This is a genomic window from Terribacillus sp. DMT04 (genome assembly GCF_019056395.1).
Classification (GTDB): Bacteria; Bacillota; Bacilli; order Bacillales; family Amphibacillaceae; genus Terribacillus; species Terribacillus aidingensis_A.
In genome coordinates this window covers 656,397-675,326 of sequence record NZ_CP077639.1, presented here as the reverse complement: position 1 = coordinate 675,326, position 18,930 = coordinate 656,397, and the positions used below count along the sequence as shown (strand labels likewise).

Sequence of the window (18,930 nt, the reverse complement as noted above, 5' to 3'; positions counted from 1 at the left end):
AAAAGATGAACTGTCTCCAGTTCATCTTTTTTTTATTATACTTAGTTTTTCAAGCGTGCTGCTGCTTCTTTTACTTGTCCAAGACCATCTTCGATGATTTGAGCTGCTTGATTAGGAGACGCGTTATGGCCTTCGATTACAACTTCATCGATGATTTCCATACCGAAAACGCCGCCGAATACGTTGCGCATGTAGTTAAGAGACATTTCCATTGGTGCAGCTTCTGGTAGAGAGTAAACGCCACCGCGTGCATTAAGGAAGATTGCTTTCTTGTCTGTCATCAATGGAATTAAGCTGCCTTCTGCACTGTATTTGAATGCAAAGCCTGCCGCATATACATAATCGATGAAAGTCTGCAATTTAGCAGGAATTGTCAAGTTCCATAGTGGGAATGCGAATACAACAACATCTGCCGCTGTAACCAAATCCATTGCTTTTTGCTTAGCAGCCAATAGACGCTGCTCTGTATCATTCAGTTCAGCACCGTTTTGTACTTTACCGAAAGCATCGAACAATTCTTGTCCGAAGTATGGTGTATCTTCTGCGAATACATCATAAGTAGTAACAGAAAGATTTTCTGCACCTTCTATTTCCTGCATGAATGTTTCATACATTTTACTTGAAATCGCCTCAGAAGCTGGACGATTATTTGCTTTAACTACTAATACGTTCATTTGTAAAACCTCCATATTATCTCAATCTGGAATCGTATTCCCCTAAATCCCCTAGTGCCTATTATTATGTTTTTTAGTTAAAACAACAAGTACGCACTTAAAAGTGGCATAGTATCTTAAATGATACTATTGGAGAATAACAGCAAAAAAGCAGCCTTTGTGGCTGCTTTTTTGGTTAACCTTCTTTAGTTGGCTGATGCAGCGGCGGTGGCATAAGCCAGCCTTTTTCCTTCAATAACTTCAGGAATTTTGCACCTAGCATTGCTTTATTTGTATGGAACTGTCCGAACATCAAACCAACATCTTCTCGAATAGATTGTCCCATCATTGTGCTGCACGCCACAAGACCTGCAGCTGCACCAGCTGAAGCAGTTGCTGCTACATCAGGATCAATAAATCGTGCACCAACTGGAATAGATTCCAGTTCCACTTTTGGCGGTTCAGGTGCAGACGGCGGTAAGGCAATACCATTCGCCCGCAAAATTTCCGATACTTGTTTTACTTCTTCTTTTGCTCCGTCAATTGCTTCTACCATAAGTTTTTTCAAGTCGTCATCGCCTACATGGTTTAACAGCATTTGATGATTTGCAATCATCTTATTGCCTGTCAAAACGAAAGACCATAGTCCGTAAACTTCCCCGTAATGCAACGGCTCGTCTTGCGGATTTCCACTCAAGATTCCCATCGTCATCCTCCTAAATATATTCATCTTTCAGTGCCGCCTTTCTGTTGCACATTATTAGAATGACCTGTTCTGCCAAGTTTATGTAGAGATGTTTAAACGTATATGCAAGCAGGTATTAGGCAGTAAAAGGAGATGACGGTAATGGAAGTATTGTTGATTATTCTAGGCATCGCCCTAATTGGACTTGTTATTTTAGATTTCGTCTGGACAACTCTCTGGGTACAAGGCGGAGCAGGTCCAATTACGAGCAAGCTGACAAGCAGTATATGGACTTTATTCAGAAAAGGGAGCAGAAGCAATAAAACGGTACTGAGTCTTGCTGGACCAATGCTGCTCGTTACAACTGTAATGAGCTGGATTCTTCTGTTCCTGGCAGGATGGTTCTGCTTAATCACCAGTAATCCAGATATCCTTTCAAATAGTCAGCATAAAGGAAATGCTGGCATTATCGACCGAATCTATTATGTTGGTTATACATTCTTTACTTTAGGCAGCGGAAATTGGACACCCAGTGGTGATATATGGAAAGTGATCGCAATTATCATAACTGCATCTGGCATGATTTCCATTACATTCGCTGTAACATATCTAATTAATGTAGTTAGTGCGGTGAGCAGCAAACGAAGCTTCGCACAAGATGTGTTAAGTATCGGGCAGACAGGTACCGAGATTCTTCTGACAGCCTGGAACGGGAATGATCTTCATCATTTAGATAAACCGCTCAGTATAATAAGTTCTAATTTATCTACATTAAGTACACAGTATAATGCTTATCCAATTCTGCACTATTACTTCAATAAAGATTCGAGCAAATCTGCTGCTTTGGCTATTGCAGCTTTGGATGACGCACTTCAAGTGATGGAACATCACCTTCCAAAAGAGACATTGCCAAACCCCGTCATTGTAAAACAGACACGTTCGTCTATTCTTACATTTCTAGACACATTGGATTTAATTTCTGTTTCTGATAAGACTGAAGAAGCTCCTGCCCCTGACTTAACGGACCTACGTGAAAAGGGTTTACCTGTTCAACAAGCGCAAGGAAAACAACAACAATCTGATCATAGAAAAAAACTTCTTTCGTTAGTCCATTTAAATGCCAGGGAGTGGCCAACTTAATTCAAGCGCTGAGAATGATCTGGCTGGTGGCTACCATCAATTTCGGAAAACAAATTAGAAGCTGCAGGTTGTTCGTTTGCTAAATCCGACTCAGCTTGTTCACCAATTTGCATCCCTTTCATCAATTGATACAACGCAGCCACATCCTCTTTTGTTGCAGGCTGCTTGTTTTCTTTCAGCATATAGCCCAGTTGGCCGCTCGGCTCGACGGTAGCCCATTTTAAATCTTGAATGGATGCAATTCCTTGCTGCCGGAGTCGCATTTCTAACTTATCAACAGATAGTTTTAATTTTTTTAGGGTTTTTATATCCAGCTGTCCGTTCTCAATGACAATTTTAGCTTTGCCAGTGAAGAAGGATTCTGCTTTATTCCATTTTAATTGAACAAATTCCAGAATCATTAGCGTTACAATTAAAAGCGCAGCAATCGCAAAAGTACCCCAAAGATTTTTCCCGCTGACTGGCTGGATGAGTAATGTCCCAATTGAGATCATGATAACAGTCTGGGATATTGTCATTTGGGAGATAGACCTTCTCCCAGAGAACCTTATAAGCAAGATACCGACGATTATAATGAGGATAGATTTCCATATAACATTTAAATCCAATTGAATCACCTTCTGCAGCTTATTTTCTTTTTAACTTGCCTGTCTAAGTGAAAAACATACACGCAGAAACAGAAAAAAGCCAGCTTGGCTGGCTTTACTATTCTTCCTCTTCCTTTGCCTGCAGAGTTAAACATGATACAGGGTGGGATACAGGGTGGCTCATTACAACAAGCATTCCTTTACTACCCATCACTCGGCGGCCAGTATCCTGTTAGCCTGCCTTTTCATAAAGCCTGCGGGCTAATGCATTTCCTTCATTCACCGCTAAAACAATCTCATCAATATGCGGAAACGCTTCCCGCACAAACGCTGGCAATTGTTCCAGCGTTCCTTTTCCATATCCTTTTTCAAGGCAGTGATAATCCGTCGAAAAAGTCCGCAAAAGGATAGCTGCAGGGTTAGCCGAAAAGCGCTGAACACACACCCTCTTGCTCATGAAGAACAAAATAAGTCACCAGTACAGCATCTTCAATACCCAAGATAGCATGACGATTCGGATCCGCTCGGCACAAAGCGATACTTTCAATTGGATGCCCAGTAAAACGCAGCTGCTCATCTGACAATGTATACGTCTCAATTAAGTGTGCATGTTCTTCTTGAAAGCGAGTTAGATTCATGTCTAATTCTCCATTCAATAGATTTGATGAACTAAATTTTATGGATGCAAGTAAATTCTATTATAAAAATGATTATACTTTAATTTTAATTTTTTCAAAAAAATATACAATTATATACTTGATTCAAGTATATAATTGTAATAATCTTATTTTATGAACAAAACAAGTTTGCTTAAAGGTCACTTAGAAATGTGTGTCTTGTCCATATTGAAGAAGCACAAAAGCTATGGGTATGAAATCATGAAAGAATTGGAGAAATACGATTTAAAACTGAAAGGAGTAAGCAGCATCTATCCCATTCTCACCAAATTAAAAGATCAACGATGGGTGGATGTGAGCAGCGAAATCACTGATAGTGGTAAAGCACGCATCTACTATACGATTAATCACCAAGGGGAAAAACATCTAGAAAATATCATGAAAGAGTGGAAAGAACTACAGACCAATATAAAGGCTTTACTCATCTATAATGAGGAGGAGTTGTAATGGGGATGGAACTGACAGAGAAAGAAAAGATGTACTTGGATGACATATCTCGTGAACTAATTACTAGGAAAGCGAAAAAGGAACAAGTTCTCTTTATCAAACAGCAGCTATTGGAACATATAGAAGAATCGCGTTTACACGGTATTGATCCTTTCGACGACTTGGAAACACCCGCTGAATTTGTCACAGAATACTGCGAGTTAAATGAAGTACAATTTGTATCACCTCAGAAAGCCTCATTTCCAAAAAGTTATTATTTTATAGGACTCTTTTCCTTTACAGTTACTTACCTGCTATCCCAGCTTATTTTAACAATGTGTCTCACCCAAACCTTCAGTCCAGCATATCAACATACAAACTTTAACTATAATTTACTCTATAGCATTTCTGATAATCTCTGGTGGAATAGCATGCTCATTAGCATCAGTTTAATCTCTGCAGCAGCGATAACGTCTCTAACAGTTCTATCCATCTATAGAAAAGGTAAATTTATATCTTGATGAAAAGATCCTTTGTTTTTTCACTTATTATCATTTTATTTGCTCTCTCTGCCTCCCCAGTTGCAGCGTCATCTAATATGGAGTCAAAGTTAACGCACTACGCAGATAATTATTTTGAACAAGAGAAGATACCAGGAGCAGCTATAGCTATCGTAGAACAAGGGGAAGTAATGTATGAGCATGTCTGGGGCATTGCCGGAGAAGATAAGCAGCGTGTCACTAACCAAACTCCCTTTGCTCTAGGTTCCATTAGCAAATCTTTCACAGGACTGGCAATTGCACAACTAATCAGTGAGGAGAAGCTCTCTTTAGATTACTACATAAGTGATTATTTGCCATGGCTGCAGCTCAACGGAGCTGAGGATCATATAACCATACGCCATCTGCTGACGCATACAAGCGGCATTAGCAGTTATGACGGGCTAAAAGTTGCTGATCAGGGGATTGCCGAACAGATAAAATTAAAACAAATCGTTCAAAGACTTTCTACTATATCGCTGACAAATAATCCGGGTTCCGAGCATCAATATAGTGCTGCGAATTATTTAATTTTGGGCGCTATCTTAGAAGAAGTAACCGATAAAACATTTGCGGAGTATATGAAGCACACAATCTTCTCACCGCTACATATGACACACACTGCAGCCGATAAAGATTCAGCCAATCGCACTGGGTATCGCGTTGGTTATCAATCATGGTTCGGTTTTCCAGTACAAAGCACAGTCCCATATGACAACAGTGGCGCTGCCTATAGCAGTATCACCTCCAGCGCAGAGGATATGACAAAATTTATCCAACTATTCTCTGGCAAGAGTTCTCCTATCTTGAACAAATACACTGAAAAACTATATAAGAAAGAATCAGAAGTGTATTATGGCTATGGACTCCGCCACACCAAGCTTGATTCAGGAAAAGATATAATCTGGCATTCCGGCTCGACTCCTGATGCACACGCAGAATTTTTCTACCTCCCCGAAGAAGATTGGGGAGCAGTAATTCTAACTAACAAAAATCATATTCTTGAAGAAACTTCTCTCCCTCTTTTAAAAGAAGGGATTATTGACATCATGCATGGAATCGAGCCTGAAAGGATCCCCAGTTACTTTCCGTCCACTCAATTAATTTTGTGCTTTATTATGGCAGCAATCCTGCTCTGGTCAATATTCTTAATAATAAGAAGAAAGGTGTATCAGAAGAAAAAGCCGGTACTTATAGGTGGTTTCCTATCCTTAATCTGTAGTTCATTGCTTATACCCATCCTTATCTATAGCTCGCAATCGCCTTGGCATTCTATATCTGCATTCGCTCCAGACCTAGCCTTTCTTATAATCACGATCGTTGGTCTCTTATGCCTGCACGGAATAATATGCATTGTTACTTATTTTAATCAACCGGCTAGAAAACACAAAGAGCTCGGAACATAATTAGTCTCTGACAAAAAACTCGTTTACCAAGAAAATGGTGATTAATATTCACCACCAGAGCAATCTCATCTATATACGGATACGCTTGCTTCATAGACGCTGGCTATCTTTCCAGAGCTCCTTCTCCAAGATTTCTCATAAAAGAAAAAGCCCCAAAAAGTAGCAATCAACATAATATTGATCGCAAACTCTAGGGGCTTATCTTATATAATTCGTCATGTACCGGGGCAACTTTTTCATCCTGCAGGTTATCTTTTACACTATATTGTACTGCTCTTACACCAACTGGCTTATGATACTTTCTAGTCTGGATAACCCTGTACACGTTATACTTCTTTATAAGTAAGTCAGCACATACTTATAACCGATACATTATCTAACTAACCCTTTTCTTAATTCTTTCTCTGTTGGAAATGATTCTTGTCCTCCTTCTTTCATCACTGTTTTTGCACTAACTTCTGTAGCGAATTTCATACACTCATCTAGCGATTGGCCTTTGGACAAGCTATATACCAGTGCTCCAATAAAGGAATCTCCTGCTCCTGTTGCGTCTACAGCCTTTACTTTTTTTGCCGCAAAATATTCATTCTTCTCATTATTAACAGCTATGGATCCTTCTTTTCCTAAGGTGATAATTACTGTATCTCCTGTAATTTCCTGCAATTTTTTTCCTGCACTTGAGGCTTCTTCTATTGTAGTGATAGATTTACCTGTCATAAAAGCAGCCTCCGATTCGTTTACAACCAGTAGGTTAACGCCGCGTAAAACATCAGACGGTATATGGCAAGCAGGTGCATTATTCAAAACTATCTGAGTCTCCGAATCTTTAAAGCGTTTAATTATATATTCTGTTACCTGCTGCGGAATTTCTTGTTGTAAGATAATAAAAGCTGCATTCATTAAATCTCCAACAATTTCATCAATATCTTGTATTGTTATCAACTCATTCGCGCCTTTAATAATCGAGCTATAATAGTCTCCGTCCGGCATGACATGAACTATCCCAAGCCCAGTTGATCCGGTTCTCTTGACATATGATGTATCTACCCCAATGGCAGTAAGCGAACCAACCAGTGCATCACCGAATCTATCTTGTCCCACCTTCCCAACCATTATGGTGGGCATACCTAATTTAGCGCACTGGGCAGCTTGATTTGCTCCCTTTCCTCCCGGACCTTGTACCAGCGTATCTGCAATGAAGGTTTCTCCTTTATACGGCATACGCTGCTGTTTAACAATAATGTCATAGTTTAAACTACCAATTACAGCTACTTGTTTTGTCATCCATTTTTACCTCCGGTTTTTCTCAGGTTCTATGTGAACTTACAGATTCTTGTGTTTTCAATAAGTTTTTGTAGGAGAGATTTTGTCGATGTAAACTTAGTGCTGTAAACAGAACATCTAAGATATTCAACTGTGCAATTCTAGCAGCGGCATTTTCTCCCGTAATAGGAGAATTACGCGCAGAAGAATGAAGAACAACATCAGAGAATTCCGTTACTGGACTCATCACATGGTTCGTGACACAAATTGTCATCGCACCATTTTCTTGTGCTGCTTTAAAAATATTAATTACATCCGTCGAAGTACCTGAATGAGATACGCCAACGACAACATCTCCTTGCTTGGCCAAAGACGCTCCCATCAACTGCATGTGCGAATCCCTATATAGAACGGAAAAGATGCCAATTTTCAGTAATTTATGCTGAAAATCTTCACATAAAATACCGGATCCGCCATTCCCAACCAAAATAAGTTTACTTTCACCTTTCAGTGACTGAAGTGCAGCAATAGCTTTACTTAGCGCACTCCGATTAATCACTGCTAATGTATCTTGTAGAGCAATCATAGAGTACAGAAATACTTTCTCAAGAATATTATCGTTATCATCTGTATGGATGAAGTCTTCATGTAATTCATCACTGATACTCTCTTCACCATTAGCTACATATTCAGTAATTGCATGCTTTAATTCGTAGAAACCCTCACAGCGTAGCTTTTTGCATACCTTTGTAATGCTAGACTCGCTCACTTGTAAGTGTTTAGCCAAATTACTAATTGTCATATTAGTTAGTTCCTGATACTGATTACTTATAAAATTTGCAATACGCTTCTCTTTTTTACTTAACGATGGCGAGAGACTGCGAGCGTAGAGAATTATTTCTTTTCCCTTCAATTTATCTGCATGCATTGTCGAACCTTCCCTTCCTTCCACCTCATTCTACTATCACTTTGAAAGCGTTTCAATATTTTACTTTATATTTTACTAAAATAAAATTTATATCCCTAAAGATCGCAAATAAAAATATTCTCAGTCAAGTTTTTTCATTCTTATTTACTTATCAGTAATCCCCTGTTTATAATCCGATTAAGTTGAACCTTCCCTCAACAACAAAAAGGAGTGTGCAAAATGAAATTCTCTACTCGCCTTAATTCTTTTAAAACACAGCCAGAAAACTTCTTTGGAAGTGTGGATCCAAAATCACTAACAGTATTTGACTACATTTCAAGGATGGTAACAGTGGATGGCCTAACTCACGTCGAACTAAACTACCCTGAACATTTTGAGAATACTACTGTTGAAGAAGTGAAAAGCTTTTTAACAGAAAAACAAATCCAAGTAAGCGGAATAGCACTGCGTTTCAAAAATCACTATACATTTGGGGAATACGCAAACCCAGATTCACAGATTCGAAAGAAAGCTATCCAGGAAACAATGGAAGCTATCGAAGTTTGCAACGAACTTGGCGGCGAAGTCACGACAATATGGCTAGCGAATGACGGCTTCGATTATGCTTTCCAAATGGATTACGAGAAAGCATACGATAAAATTGTTGACGCCCTAAAACACATAACTTCTAGATATCCAGATAATAAAATTAGTTTTGAATATAAACCTTATCAGCCAAGAGCATTCTCTTTAATTGGAAATATTTCAACTACTCTCATGTTACTAGACGATGTCGGAGCTCCAAATATGGGTGTTACTCTTGATTTCTGCCATATGCTAATGACTAAGGAAAACCCAGCCTACTCTTTGGCTCTCGCAGCTCGAAAGAACAGACTGATGGGCTTCCATTTAAATGACGGACATAAGGACAATGATGATGGTTTAATGCTAGGTTCTGTGCATTTTATGCAAACGCTAGAATTTATTTACTATGCAAAACGCTATAACTATGATGGTCTTATATACTTTGATACTTTTCCACTTCGTGAGGATCCAGTGGCAGAATGTGAACAAAATATTAAAATATACAAAGCCTTGGACTCGTTTCTTGAACGTTTCGGTTTAGAAAAGGTGGAAGAAATCATTCGGAATGAAAATGCATTGGAAGCTCAAAAACTTTTATACGCTTTTACACAGCAGCAGACACTTACTAATATTTAATTAGGGGAGCTTTAAAAATGTGGAATAAAATAGGATTACCAAGAAATTTGTTGTGGGGATATATTGGTTTAGCTATATTTATGCTTGGAGACGGCGTTGAGCAGGCGTGGATTTCACCCTATCTAGTAGAAAGAGGGATGAGCATTGAGAGCGCTTCCCTCTTGCTCACCGTTTATGGTATAGCTGTTGCTCTTTCCGCTTGGCTATCTGGTATCTTTGTTCAAACTATGGGACCTCGTAAAGCGATGGTAATTGGGCTGATTGCTTTTATTATTGGAAGTCTTGGATTCATCGGCCTAGGTGTTTATGAATTAAATCTAGCTGTCATGCTGCCATTCTATGCTTTAAGAGGATTGGGTTACCCTCTCTTTGCATATTCCTTTTTAATTTGGATAAACTATAGCTCCCCTTTGGAAAGCAGAGGAGCGGCAGTGGGTTGGTTTTGGTTTATGTTCTCACTTGGACTAAGTGTTTTAGGTCCCTTCTACTCATCGTTGTCTATTCCTGTAATCGGACATGTCAACACCTTATGGTCATCCTTAATTTTCGTATTCATTGGGGCTTTCTTGGCTATATACGCTAATAAAGACAAAGTACCTGCCAGTGAAATACACCCATTTACACTCTCGGAATTTATGAAAGGGATTACAATACTTAAACAAAAGGAAATTTCTTTAGGGCTTATTGTGAAGACAATTAATGGTCTGGCACAGTATGGACTTGCTGTGTTTATGCCTATCTATTTATTAGGATTTGGTTACTCTACCACAGAGTGGCTGCAAATGTGGTCTACCGTCTTTACCGTTGCAATATTTGCCAACTTATTCTTTGGTTATGTGGGAGACAGATTTGGCTGGAGAAATACCATTCAATGGGTTGGTGGGGTTGGTTATGCCATTGTACTGGTAATGATATACTTCACTCCGCAGCTAATTGGCCATAACTATCTTGTTATGACGATTGTCTTAAGCCTGTGTGGGATTACGATGGCAGGATTTGTACCACTATCAGCATTATTCCCTATGCTATCCCCTGACAACAAAGGGGCATCTATGTCTATTCTAAATCTTGGAGCAGGTTTAAGTACTTTTTTAGCACCCGCTATAGCTGGTTTATTCTTCAGTTCATTAGGTGCTGGTGGTGTATTGTTTATTTACGCTGGTTTCTATGTCCTGAGTGCAATCTTAACACCATTCCTCAAAACACCTGAAGAACTACAAAAAGACAAGCCAGACAGGCTAACAACAGATAACGTAAATATTAAATAATTGTTGTTACTTGTGTCACATGCAATTCTGAGGGACAAAAGAGCTGTTTAACAATAGCTCTTTTTTGTCTCTAGTTAGAAACTAACTCAATATTTCCACTTGAAACATCCTCATCACCTCCAGATAACACATGAGTTGCGCTACTTAAAACAACGGTCCATTAAATCCATTTAACCTGGCAATCACACCAACTTGCCCCGCATGATACGCTTCATGTGAATAAACATGGTGGAATAGCCACTGCATTGTCGGCTCAGACGGCGGCCGCCAGCCATCCGAAAAATTAGGTACATCAACTAATCGGTCCCACTCTTCCTCTTGCAAAGCATGTAAAACCTTGTCTGTTTCTTCTCTAATATGTGTATAGTTGGTTAAAGGATCCTGACCGTTCAATATCCTGCTATTTTGTTTCAGTCCAACTTGAAAAACCCAGTAATCTTCTGTTTGCGCCATATGTTCGATTACCCAGGAAATACTATTATGATAGGCATTAGCCTGCCATTGTTCATTGGTTAGCTGCTGTAAATAAGGTATTAAAATTTTTCTTACATCATTACGATATGGAAACAAACTGACTCAACTCCTTAGATTCACAAGTGACAATATATAGAATATATTATCACTACAAACAATCTTTTGAAAGTTAAGTCACTAGCATTTAACGCAATCTTTGCTGCATACAAAAAAGTCCCTGTACGTACATGCAGGGACTTTTCGTTACTCTACTATAATTTTCGCTTTTGGCACTACTGCTATATCTGTCTTATACCCTGGTTCGCCGAAATACGGCATCTCATCTTTCCAGAAGAAACGCTGTACACGGGCATGCCTGTTCGGATCGTAAAGCGGGTTGCCTTCAATCTCTTTGTAAGGTCGGGCATGGTAGACGAGCAGGTCAAAGCCATCTTCTGTCACCGTAAAGCTATTGTGCCCTGGACCGTAAAGACCAGTATCAACTGAGCTCGTCAGCACAGGCTCCGGTACTTTCGTCCAAGAAGCGGGATCTAGCAAATCAGCATTTTCATCCGCATACAGGAGTCCCATAACATAACGGTCATCCGTCGCACTTGCGGAAAAGGTTAGAAACACTTTGCCGTAACGACGGAGAAACGCCGGGCCTTCATTCACATCAAAACCCGCCCTCTCCCAGTCGTACTCTGGCTTGGTAAGCAGCACCTGTTCACCTTTGATAGTCCAGGGGTTCTCCATCTCAGCAATATAAAGATTGGAAATGGTGTCGTTCTCTGTTTTTTGTGCCCAGACAAGATACTGTTTGTCAAAATGATTGAACGTTGTTGCATCTAGTGAGAAACTCTGAAATTCAGTATTGATGGCTCCCTTTACCGCCCATTCATCTTGTAGCGGATCACCACTACATTCAAATACATACGGGCGGATGGCCCACACATCATCCTTGTCTCCTGCTGCAACATGTATGTACCATTTACCGTTAATATGATGCAGCTCAGGAGCCCAAATATGTTCTGACAGAATACCAGATTCGTGCGCACGCCATACTGTATGCTCTTCAGCTTCTCGCAATCCTTCTATTGTCTTGGCACGGCGCAGAACGATTCGGTCATACTTCGGGTAAGAACCAGTAAAGTAGTAGAATCCGTCATCTGCTTTCAAAATATAAGGGTCAGCTCGCTGGGCAATGAGAGGCTCCGGATAATCTTCTACTACCATTTCCCCTTGTATATCATACGCTCCAGTCTTACTCGTGTCAGGTAACTCCGGCCAGCTGACACGATAAGCAGCTTGTACGCCTTCTTCAATTTTAACATCAACTGCTGTCGGCAATTCGATCGTTTCTCCTTGTTTAACACGTACTTCAATTGGATCAACACTGACGATTTTCATCTTATCTCCTCCAACTTCTTAAGCGAATGAAGTTCTTTAATGGAAGGCAGAATGATATCGGGCTTGATGCTCGAAATAGCTGCCTGCTCCTTTGTTGTATTGCCGGTCAGCACTAATGCTGTTTTCAACCCAAACATAGCACCCATAGCTATATCTGATGACAAGCTGTCGCCGACAATCATTGTTTTTTCGGGCTCGCTGCCTGCTTGCTGCATGACTTTCTGATACATAAAGTGTGATGGTTTACCGACGATAATATCGGTTTTCTTCCCTGTTGATGCTTCAATGGCACCGATTAAACCGCCGACGTCGAGCTGCAGACCGTCCTTTCCTGGAAAAACAGGATCTTGGTTTGTTGCAAGTATTCTCGCTCCATGAATAACAGCGCGGAACGCTTGATTCAAATCATGATACGTAACCCCAATATGCAAAGAAATAACCAGCCAATCGGCATCTTCAGGCTTTGCAGCAAGTGTCAAACCCGCTTCCTGCAATTCCTCTCGAAGCCCCTCTTCGCCAAGCACCCAAACTGGCAGCTTCGGATAATGTGTCTGCAAGTAATCAGCCGCAAGATACGAGGACATAATAATGTCTTCCTTCTCCCAGTGAATACCCTGTTCTTGAAAATAAGCAGCAATCTGCGTTCTAGAATGTGTACCTCGATTACTCAATCCAATCACGCGCTTACCAGCATCCTGCAAGGTGTGTATCGTCTCTGCAGCTCCGTCAATTAGCTTGAAATCCTTCCATACGGTACCGTCCAAATCAAATAAAATAGCATCCAGCTCCTGATAATACGTCATAGCAGTCGCCTCCTTTCTTCCATTATACCTGCTGCCATCGGTCTCCGTCAGGATCAGGACAGCGCTTATACGGAAGGGAAGCCCGAAACTGAACAAAACAGCCGCAGCGAGCGCAAGTATCTTCTGCAGTCAAAGATGGACACCTATTGCAGATTGCTAAACGCGCCGACACTGTAGCTTCATCTGCCAAGATTGGTTCCATCGCTAATTGCTCTCTCACAAGCGCCGCGGCTTCCGCTGCAGAATAGCTTTTCTTCTTCTGACAAGTCGGGCAAGTCATCGGCTGCCGATTCGGTCCTGCAGCGGATAGCTGATGTGTTCGCTTTTAAATTGATTTATGAGCAGCAATCCTGTACAGCGATCACGCAGATGATACGCTTCATTCAAACTATCCTGGACAAGTGATTCTTGGATGCCAATCTCTTCTGCCGTCGCAGGAGCACCGACCTGATATAAGTAATATTGCAATGCTTCTGGTGTAGGCAATGCGGCGATTTTCAGCCGGACATCCTGCCAGTACTTCTGCAGTAAAGGAGCATAATCACCTTCTGCTTCCAGCGGGTCAAACTGTTCAATCCAGTTTTTATAAAGTTCGGTGATAATTGCACACGCGACACCAACTTTGGATCCGTGCAGCAGCTGCCGTTTGTCAGCTTCCAGCAAATGCATCTCCCAGTAGTGAGACAAATGGTGCTCTGCTCCAGAAGCGGGGCGGGAAAAGTCCAGTACTTGCATGACAAGACCTGATTCAATCAGTGCCTCCATCAAGATTTTGATGCCAGCTTCATCTGCTTTGGCGATTTCCTCAACATGTTCCACACAGTTATCAAGTGATTGCCTTGTCATCTTGGCTGCTAGTGCATTATACGGTTCGTTTCCAACGAAAGCAGAAATCTCCCAATCTAGCAGCGATGTGAACTTTCCTAAAATATCGCCAAAACCCGCTGCTGTCAGGGCACGTGGTGCAGCAGATAAAATATTGAGATCAGCAAAAACGGCGACTGGTGCTGCCGTTTGAATTGTCTGCTTCACGCCGCGTAAGATTAATGGCGCGCCTTTGGAGGTAAAACCATCAACAGATGCCGCAGTCGGGACACTCACAAATGGAATGGAAAGCTTTTGGCTGCAAAAACGAGTAATATCGTGAATCGTCCCTGCCCCTACAGCTAGCAGCACATCTGTATCCATTGGTGTTTCAACCAGCACTTGCACGAGCGAGGCTTCATCTGCGTTCACTTGCTCATGGTGATTGGCAATCATTTCAATTATCTGGACTTGAACGCCGCTGTCTTGTAAATGCACCGCGAGCTGCTCACCTGCTGCAGCTTTCGTTTGAGCATCCACAAGAAGAACGGCCTGCGACCAGTTTTTTTCTTTTAAAAAGGTTGCGACAGAAGTGAGTGCTCCTGCTTCCACTTCCAAACGCGGAAAAGTATCGGAGTTGACTCCATATTCTTCAGCCAATGCGAGCAAATCTGCTGAAAGCTGCATTACGCTCCCTCCTCGATTGTAAGTACCGTCACGCTCATTGGCGCTAATGTCACTTGCAGTCCTTTGTCATGCTGTGTGAAATTCGTGAACGCAGTTGTCTGTACTGCATCCGGCTTTTCAAATGTATTTCGGGCATCCTTTTCGTCCGCCGTTAGCACCTGACCTGTTATCTTCCCTGCTGCAGCGCCGCGAAGTTCTGTATCAACTTCCACGTCATTTGTATGGTCCAGATTACAAAAACTAATATGAATCTTGCCATCTTGCCCTTTTGATACAGAGGCAGTGACAGACGGATATTCAAGTTCGCCATGTGTCAGATTATCTGTTTCCAGATGGAAGGATAGACGGTCTGCATCTTGGTGCACCTGATACAAATCAAATACATGATACGTTGGTGTTTTGATCATTTCCTGTCCTTCTGTCAGAATCATTGCTTGCAGCACATTAACGGTTTGTGCGATATTAGCCATTTGCACACGATCGCTATGATTATTAAAAATATTGAGTGAAGCTCCGGCTACGAGTGCATCCCGGATAGTATTTTGCTGGTAAAGGAAACCTGGATTCGTGCCTGGTTCTACGTCAAACCATGTACCCCACTCATCGATAATCAAGCCGACACGTTTCTCCGGATCGTACTTATCCATGATGGTACCATGCTTTTCGATCAGCTCTTCAATCCATAGCGCACGCTTCAGCGTTAAGTGCCATTCATTCTCAGTGAAGTCTGTCGCAGACCCTTTCCCAAGCCAGAAGTCACCCGGAATGGTGTAGTAATGCAGACTCAAGCCATCCATCATAGAGGCTGCCTCTCGCATGAGTACGTCCGTCCATTGGTAATCATCAATATTGGCGCCACCGGCGATTTTGTACAGCTTGTTATCACCATAATTGCGTACATATGTCTGGTAGCGACGATAAAGATCTGCATAATATTCCGGACGCATATTTCCGCCGCAGCCCCAGTTTTCGTTACCAACTCCAAAGTACTTCAGCTCCCAAGGTTCTTCGCGTCCGTTTTCCTGACGCCAAGCAGTCATCGGCGATTCACCGTCGAACGTCATATACTCCACCCACTCTGACATTTCCTGCACCGTTCCACTGCCAACATTCCCGCAAATATAAGGCTCGGCATCCAAAAGTTCGCAAAGTGTGAAAAATTCATGTGTACCAAAGTGGTTATTCTCGACAACACCGCCCCAGTGCGTGTTAACCATGCGCTTCCGTTCCTCGCGTGGACCAATGCCATCTTTCCAGTGATATTCATCGGCAAAACAGCCGCCTGGCCAGCGAAGCACAGGAATGTGCAGCTGCTTCAATGCTTCAAGCACGTCATTCCGAATTCCTTTTGTATTCGGTATGGATGAATCTTCTCCGACCCAAATCCCTTCATAGATTCCTCTTCCAAGATGCTCAGCAAAGTGGCCGTAAATGTTTTTGTTGATTTTCCCTTCGGTAACGTCAGCCTGGATTAGTAGTTTCGTTGACATGCGAATCGCTCCAATCTTTATTCAAAATGAATTAGCTCGCTAATTGTTTTTGCTGTTTCATCGTGCTGAATACTTTCAGACTCAGCCACATCCATCCAAAGGCACTGAAGCTGAAACAAAAGAACAGCAGCAGCACCGGCAAGCCGATGGAGTGATACAGAACCGCAAATAAAAGCACTCCGATCGAGAGTGTCATATGAAATCTCGTCAGGCCAATAATGAATGCATTCTTCACTATCTGGAAAGTTCCTGCCTTATATTGCGCCAACAGCGGAAAGCTCCAGATGACAACTGTTACATAAAACAAAATGAGGACGTAGAAAAGGAAAGGAACGAGGAAGAACAATTGTCCATCCGCCTGCCTAATAAGCAGAAAGTTGATATATAGAATGCACCCTGCTGCGGCCAGCAGCCATCCGAGCTTGTTCGCTGCCCAGAACTCTTCTTTGTAAGCTTGACGGAATGCTGGATGAAGCTTTACTTCCTCCCCGTTCAATAGTTTTCGAGAAACCTGTAAAGCAGCTGCTGTTGCCGGTGCCACACCAGCAATAAACAAACCTAAAATACTATAAAACAAAAACAAGCTATTCAAGTAGGCAAAACGCGTAATCCATAAGAGCGTTTTATCCAAGTTTTTCATCGCTTTTTTCAGCATCTTCCTAGCTCCTTTCCTAAAATCCTCAGGCTGCTAGTTTAATAGACAAACTAGCAGCCCACCCATCAGCCCTTCACACCGCCGACAGTCAAACCAGAAATAAAGTAACGCTGGAAGAATAAGAACAGGATAACGATTGGAATAATCGTCATAACTGATCCAGCAATCAGGATGTCATAGTTATTGCCGTATGGTGTCAGCAGTGTTGCGAGTCCAAGCGGCAAAGTGAACATATCATTAGAACGGAGTACCAAAAGCGGCCATAAGAAGTTATTCCAGCTGCCCAGCCCTTGCAATATAGCCATTGCCGCCAGTGACGGTCCCATTAACGGCAGCATGATTTTAAAGAAGATGCCGTATTCGGTAGATCCATCAATCCGAGCTGCGTCCATTAATTCTTTCGGCAAGCCAAGTGCATATTGCCGGAAGAAGAACACAGCTACAGGTGCCACCACACCCGGCAGGATAACACCCAGATACGTATCAACGAGCATCATATCAATCATTAGCTGGAAGAGCGGCAACATAAGAATCTCAAATGGCACCATAAGGATAAATACTACAGCAACGAAGAAAATGTTGCTGCCTTTAAAGTCGTACATCGCCAGCGCATAGCCGACCATAGAAGAAAAGAATAGGGACAGTACGATCATGAGCGCTGAAATCCATAAACTGTTGCCATACCAAGTCCAATATTCTGCTGACTGGGTAAAGATGTACGTGTAGTTACTGAGTGTTAATTCACTCCAAGGAAAACTGAATGAAATCCCATTCCGCATTAAGGAAGAAGACGGGATAAACGAAGACAGCACCATACTGATAATCGGGAAAAGCGCAATCAAGCTGACAATGGCTATGACAATAGTGGCAATGATGCTGAATAGTTTGCTGTTATTCTTTTTCATCATCTGCCCTCCTTCTTAAATGTTCCTGTCGCAATCAAGTAGATAATACTGATGACGAAGATGATAAGCATGAGCACAACACCTAATGCAGCACCAAAGCCCATGTCATTTTGCTGGATACCTTGCTGATAAATATAAGCAGCAATCGAAAGACCAATGTTACCTGGTGAACCGACAGCCCAGAATACATAGCTTTCTTCAAACATTCGGAAACCATTAATAATCGTAATCGTGCTAACGAATACAATGATTGGCTTCAGCATTGGCATCGTAATAAAGCGAAAACGCTGCATTCTTGTAGCACCATCAATTTGTGCTGCTTCATACATTTCATCCGGCACATTTTGCAAAGCGGCCAGGAAGTACAGTATATTTACACCTATCCAACGCCAGCTGGCTAGAAGTACCATGAGCAGGATTGCCGCCCATGGTGAAAACATCCATTTTACGGAATCAAAACCGAAAAATCCGATAAACTGGTTTGCCACTGCACTCTCTTGTTCACTGAACATGAAGCGGAAGATCATCCCGCCGACGATTGTTGATGTGAGGGCAGGAATAAACAGCGATGCTCGGAAAATATTTCGGAAACGCACATGTTTCGAGTTCAGTATAACGGCGAGAACCATCGGAATGATGGTCAATATTAATACCGTGAGAATCACGTAAAGCGTCGTATTTGATACAGCTCGGTAGAATGTCGGATTAAATACTCGTTCATAGTTGCTCATCCCAATGAATTCCACTTGTCCTGGCAGCACGCTTTGAAAACTCATCATCACACCTTGAATCGCTGGATAAACGGTAAACAGTAGCAGCGATAAAACAAATGGAGAAATGAAAACAAAAGGCACTACTTTTTTAGAATTTAGAAACCGAATGAGCTTGTTTTGTTTTTTCCGAGCTGGTACCGGTGTCACCGGATTAGTAACTGTGTTCACAACAATCCCC

22 protein-coding genes are annotated in these 18,930 nt (G+C 41.7%); 6 read left to right on the top strand and 16 right to left on the bottom strand.

What is annotated here, in order from left to right; genetic code table 11:
- Positions 1–41: 41 nt before the first annotated feature.
- Both KS242_RS03680 and KS242_RS03675 read right to left on the bottom strand, forming a co-directional pair.
- Entirely contained in the window at positions 42–674 is a 633-nt protein-coding gene (locus KS242_RS03680) for an FMN-dependent NADH-azoreductase (RefSeq protein ID WP_217323067.1), read from the bottom strand.
- 175 nt (positions 675–849) lie between these two features.
- Positions 850–1,359 (bottom strand): DUF3231 family protein, encoded by a 510-nt coding sequence (locus KS242_RS03675; protein WP_217323066.1) that lies wholly within the window; start codon positions 1,357–1,359, stop codon positions 850–852.
- 141 nt (positions 1,360–1,500) lie between these two features.
- On the opposite strand from KS242_RS03675, the gene KS242_RS03670 reads away from it, so the two are divergent.
- Positions 1,501–2,478, top strand: a complete 978-nt coding sequence (locus KS242_RS03670; RefSeq protein WP_217323065.1) for a potassium channel family protein — start codon at positions 1,501–1,503, stop codon at positions 2,476–2,478.
- Here the strand turns inward: KS242_RS03670 and KS242_RS03665 are convergent.
- The 3 genes from KS242_RS03665 to KS242_RS03655 all read right to left on the bottom strand — a co-directional run bounded on the left by KS242_RS03665 (position 2,475) and on the right by KS242_RS03655 (position 3,703).
- Positions 2,475–2,996 (bottom strand): DUF421 domain-containing protein, encoded by a 522-nt coding sequence (locus KS242_RS03665; RefSeq protein ID WP_217323064.1) that lies wholly within the window; start codon positions 2,994–2,996, stop codon positions 2,475–2,477. The genes KS242_RS03670 and KS242_RS03665 overlap by 4 nt on opposite strands.
- 301 nt (positions 2,997–3,297) lie before the next feature.
- A complete protein-coding gene (locus KS242_RS03660; RefSeq protein ID WP_217323063.1) occupies positions 3,298–3,468 on the bottom strand; it encodes an N-acetyltransferase in 171 nt (56 codons plus the stop codon).
- Positions 3,469–3,484: 16 nt separating this feature from the next.
- Positions 3,485–3,703: a hypothetical protein gene (locus tag KS242_RS03655; protein WP_217323062.1), complete on the bottom strand. Its 219-nt coding sequence runs from the start codon at positions 3,701–3,703 to the stop codon at positions 3,485–3,487.
- A gap of 153 nt (positions 3,704–3,856) precedes the next feature.
- On the opposite strand from KS242_RS03655, the gene KS242_RS03650 reads away from it, so the two are divergent.
- The 3 genes from KS242_RS03650 (at position 3,857) to KS242_RS03640 (ending at position 6,113) form a co-directional block, all read left to right on the top strand.
- Positions 3,857–4,189: a PadR family transcriptional regulator gene (locus KS242_RS03650; protein ID WP_217323061.1), complete on the top strand. Its 333-nt coding sequence runs from the start codon at positions 3,857–3,859 to the stop codon at positions 4,187–4,189.
- Positions 4,189–4,689, top strand: a complete 501-nt coding sequence (locus KS242_RS03645) for a hypothetical protein (protein WP_217323060.1) — start codon at positions 4,189–4,191, stop codon at positions 4,687–4,689. The genes KS242_RS03650 and KS242_RS03645 overlap by 1 nt, the downstream gene beginning before the upstream one ends.
- 77 nt (positions 4,690–4,766) lie before the next feature.
- A complete protein-coding gene (locus tag KS242_RS03640) occupies positions 4,767–6,113 on the top strand; it encodes a serine hydrolase domain-containing protein (RefSeq protein ID WP_217323059.1) in 1,347 nt (448 codons plus the stop codon).
- 372 nt (positions 6,114–6,485) lie between these two features.
- On the opposite strand, the gene KS242_RS03635 is transcribed toward KS242_RS03640, so the two are convergent.
- Together KS242_RS03635 and KS242_RS03630 are read right to left on the bottom strand one after the other, a co-directional pair.
- Positions 6,486–7,397: a ribokinase gene (locus tag KS242_RS03635; RefSeq protein ID WP_217323058.1), complete on the bottom strand. Its 912-nt coding sequence runs from the start codon at positions 7,395–7,397 to the stop codon at positions 6,486–6,488.
- Between the two features lie 22 nt (positions 7,398–7,419).
- Entirely contained in the window at positions 7,420–8,304 is an 885-nt protein-coding gene (locus KS242_RS03630; RefSeq protein WP_217323057.1) for an SIS domain-containing protein, read from the bottom strand.
- Positions 8,305–8,523: 219 nt separating this feature from the next.
- On the opposite strand from KS242_RS03630, the gene KS242_RS03625 reads away from it, so the two are divergent.
- Together KS242_RS03625 and KS242_RS03620 are read left to right on the top strand one after the other, a co-directional pair.
- On the top strand, positions 8,524–9,504 hold the full coding sequence (locus KS242_RS03625) for a sugar phosphate isomerase/epimerase family protein (protein WP_217323056.1): 981 nt from the start codon (positions 8,524–8,526) through the stop codon (positions 9,502–9,504).
- A gap of 17 nt (positions 9,505–9,521) precedes the next feature.
- The gene (locus KS242_RS03620; protein ID WP_217323055.1) at positions 9,522–10,772 is read left to right on the top strand and encodes an MFS transporter; all 1,251 of its coding nucleotides are present in this window, start codon (positions 9,522–9,524) and stop codon (positions 10,770–10,772) included.
- Positions 10,773–10,916: 144 nt separating this feature from the next.
- Here KS242_RS03620 and KS242_RS03615 read toward each other — a convergent pair whose 3' ends face one another.
- The 9 genes from KS242_RS03615 to KS242_RS03580 form a co-directional block, all read right to left on the bottom strand.
- On the bottom strand, positions 10,917–11,342 hold the full coding sequence (locus tag KS242_RS03615; protein ID WP_217323054.1) for a DinB family protein: 426 nt from the start codon (positions 11,340–11,342) through the stop codon (positions 10,917–10,919).
- Between the two features lie 147 nt (positions 11,343–11,489).
- Entirely contained in the window at positions 11,490–12,635 is a 1,146-nt protein-coding gene (locus tag KS242_RS03610; protein ID WP_217323053.1) for a family 43 glycosylhydrolase, read from the bottom strand.
- Positions 12,632–13,438: an HAD-IIA family hydrolase gene (locus KS242_RS03605; RefSeq protein WP_217323052.1), complete on the bottom strand. Its 807-nt coding sequence runs from the start codon at positions 13,436–13,438 to the stop codon at positions 12,632–12,634. The genes KS242_RS03610 and KS242_RS03605 overlap by 4 nt, the downstream gene beginning before the upstream one ends.
- A 22-nt stretch (positions 13,439–13,460) precedes the next feature.
- Positions 13,461–13,640, bottom strand: coding sequence for a DUF6171 family protein (locus KS242_RS18020; RefSeq protein ID WP_254391797.1), 180 nt, complete (start codon positions 13,638–13,640; stop codon positions 13,461–13,463).
- 74 nt (positions 13,641–13,714) lie between these two features.
- A complete protein-coding gene (locus KS242_RS03600; RefSeq protein ID WP_217323051.1) occupies positions 13,715–14,929 on the bottom strand; it encodes a sn-glycerol-1-phosphate dehydrogenase in 1,215 nt (404 codons plus the stop codon).
- The gene (locus tag KS242_RS03595; protein ID WP_217323050.1) at positions 14,929–16,419 is read right to left on the bottom strand and encodes an alpha-N-arabinofuranosidase; all 1,491 of its coding nucleotides are present in this window, start codon (positions 16,417–16,419) and stop codon (positions 14,929–14,931) included. Before KS242_RS03595 ends, KS242_RS03600 begins: the two co-directional genes overlap by 1 nt.
- Positions 16,420–16,450: 31 nt before the next feature.
- Complete coding sequence (locus KS242_RS03590) at positions 16,451–17,074, bottom strand: YesL family protein (RefSeq protein ID WP_217323049.1); 624 nt, start codon at positions 17,072–17,074, stop codon at positions 16,451–16,453.
- Positions 17,075–17,139: 65 nt separating this feature from the next.
- Entirely contained in the window at positions 17,140–17,979 is an 840-nt protein-coding gene (locus KS242_RS03585; RefSeq protein ID WP_217323048.1) for a carbohydrate ABC transporter permease, read from the bottom strand.
- Positions 17,979–18,920 carry a carbohydrate ABC transporter permease gene (locus tag KS242_RS03580; protein WP_254391796.1) on the bottom strand — a complete coding sequence of 314 codons (942 nt, stop codon included), beginning with the start codon at positions 18,918–18,920 and terminating at the stop codon, positions 17,979–17,981. The genes KS242_RS03585 and KS242_RS03580 overlap by 1 nt, the downstream gene beginning before the upstream one ends.
- Between the last annotated feature and the right edge of the window lie 10 nt (positions 18,921–18,930).

Excerpts from the sequence above, each read along its gene's own strand:
- KS242_RS03655 (WP_217323062.1), bottom strand. The coding sequence starts at position 3,703 with ATGAATCTAACTCGCTTTCAAGAAGAACATGCACACTTAATTGAGACG.
- KS242_RS03645 (WP_217323060.1), top strand. The coding sequence starts at position 4,189 with ATGGGGATGGAACTGACAGAGAAAGAAAAGATGTACTTGGATGACATA.
- KS242_RS03650 (WP_217323061.1), top strand. The coding sequence starts at position 3,857 with ATGAACAAAACAAGTTTGCTTAAAGGTCACTTAGAAATGTGTGTCTTG.
- KS242_RS03600 (WP_217323051.1), bottom strand. The coding sequence starts at position 14,929 with ATGCAGCTTTCAGCAGATTTGCTCGCATTGGCTGAAGAATATGGAGTC.
- KS242_RS03620 (WP_217323055.1), top strand. The coding sequence starts at position 9,522 with ATGTGGAATAAAATAGGATTACCAAGAAATTTGTTGTGGGGATATATT.
- KS242_RS03605 (WP_217323052.1), bottom strand. The coding sequence starts at position 13,438 with ATGACGTATTATCAGGAGCTGGATGCTATTTTATTTGATTTGGACGGT.
- KS242_RS03585 (WP_217323048.1), bottom strand. The coding sequence starts at position 17,979 with ATGAAAAAGAATAACAGCAAACTATTCAGCATCATTGCCACTATTGTC.
- KS242_RS03630 (WP_217323057.1), bottom strand. The coding sequence starts at position 8,304 with ATGCATGCAGATAAATTGAAGGGAAAAGAAATAATTCTCTACGCTCGC.
- KS242_RS18020 (WP_254391797.1), bottom strand. The coding sequence starts at position 13,640 with ATGGAACCAATCTTGGCAGATGAAGCTACAGTGTCGGCGCGTTTAGCA.
- KS242_RS03670 (WP_217323065.1), top strand. The coding sequence starts at position 1,501 with ATGGAAGTATTGTTGATTATTCTAGGCATCGCCCTAATTGGACTTGTT.
- KS242_RS03595 (WP_217323050.1), bottom strand. The coding sequence starts at position 16,419 with ATGTCAACGAAACTACTAATCCAGGCTGACGTTACCGAAGGGAAAATC.
- KS242_RS03675 (WP_217323066.1), bottom strand. The coding sequence starts at position 1,359 with ATGGGAATCTTGAGTGGAAATCCGCAAGACGAGCCGTTGCATTACGGG.
- KS242_RS03625 (WP_217323056.1), top strand. The coding sequence starts at position 8,524 with ATGAAATTCTCTACTCGCCTTAATTCTTTTAAAACACAGCCAGAAAAC.
- KS242_RS03640 (WP_217323059.1), top strand. The coding sequence starts at position 4,767 with ATGGAGTCAAAGTTAACGCACTACGCAGATAATTATTTTGAACAAGAG.
- KS242_RS03635 (WP_217323058.1), bottom strand. The coding sequence starts at position 7,397 with ATGACAAAACAAGTAGCTGTAATTGGTAGTTTAAACTATGACATTATT.
- KS242_RS03610 (WP_217323053.1), bottom strand. The coding sequence starts at position 12,635 with ATGAAAATCGTCAGTGTTGATCCAATTGAAGTACGTGTTAAACAAGGA.
- KS242_RS03680 (WP_217323067.1), bottom strand. The coding sequence starts at position 674 with ATGAACGTATTAGTAGTTAAAGCAAATAATCGTCCAGCTTCTGAGGCG.
- KS242_RS03665 (WP_217323064.1), bottom strand. The coding sequence starts at position 2,996 with ATGACAATATCCCAGACTGTTATCATGATCTCAATTGGGACATTACTC.
- KS242_RS03590 (WP_217323049.1), bottom strand. The coding sequence starts at position 17,074 with ATGCTGAAAAAAGCGATGAAAAACTTGGATAAAACGCTCTTATGGATT.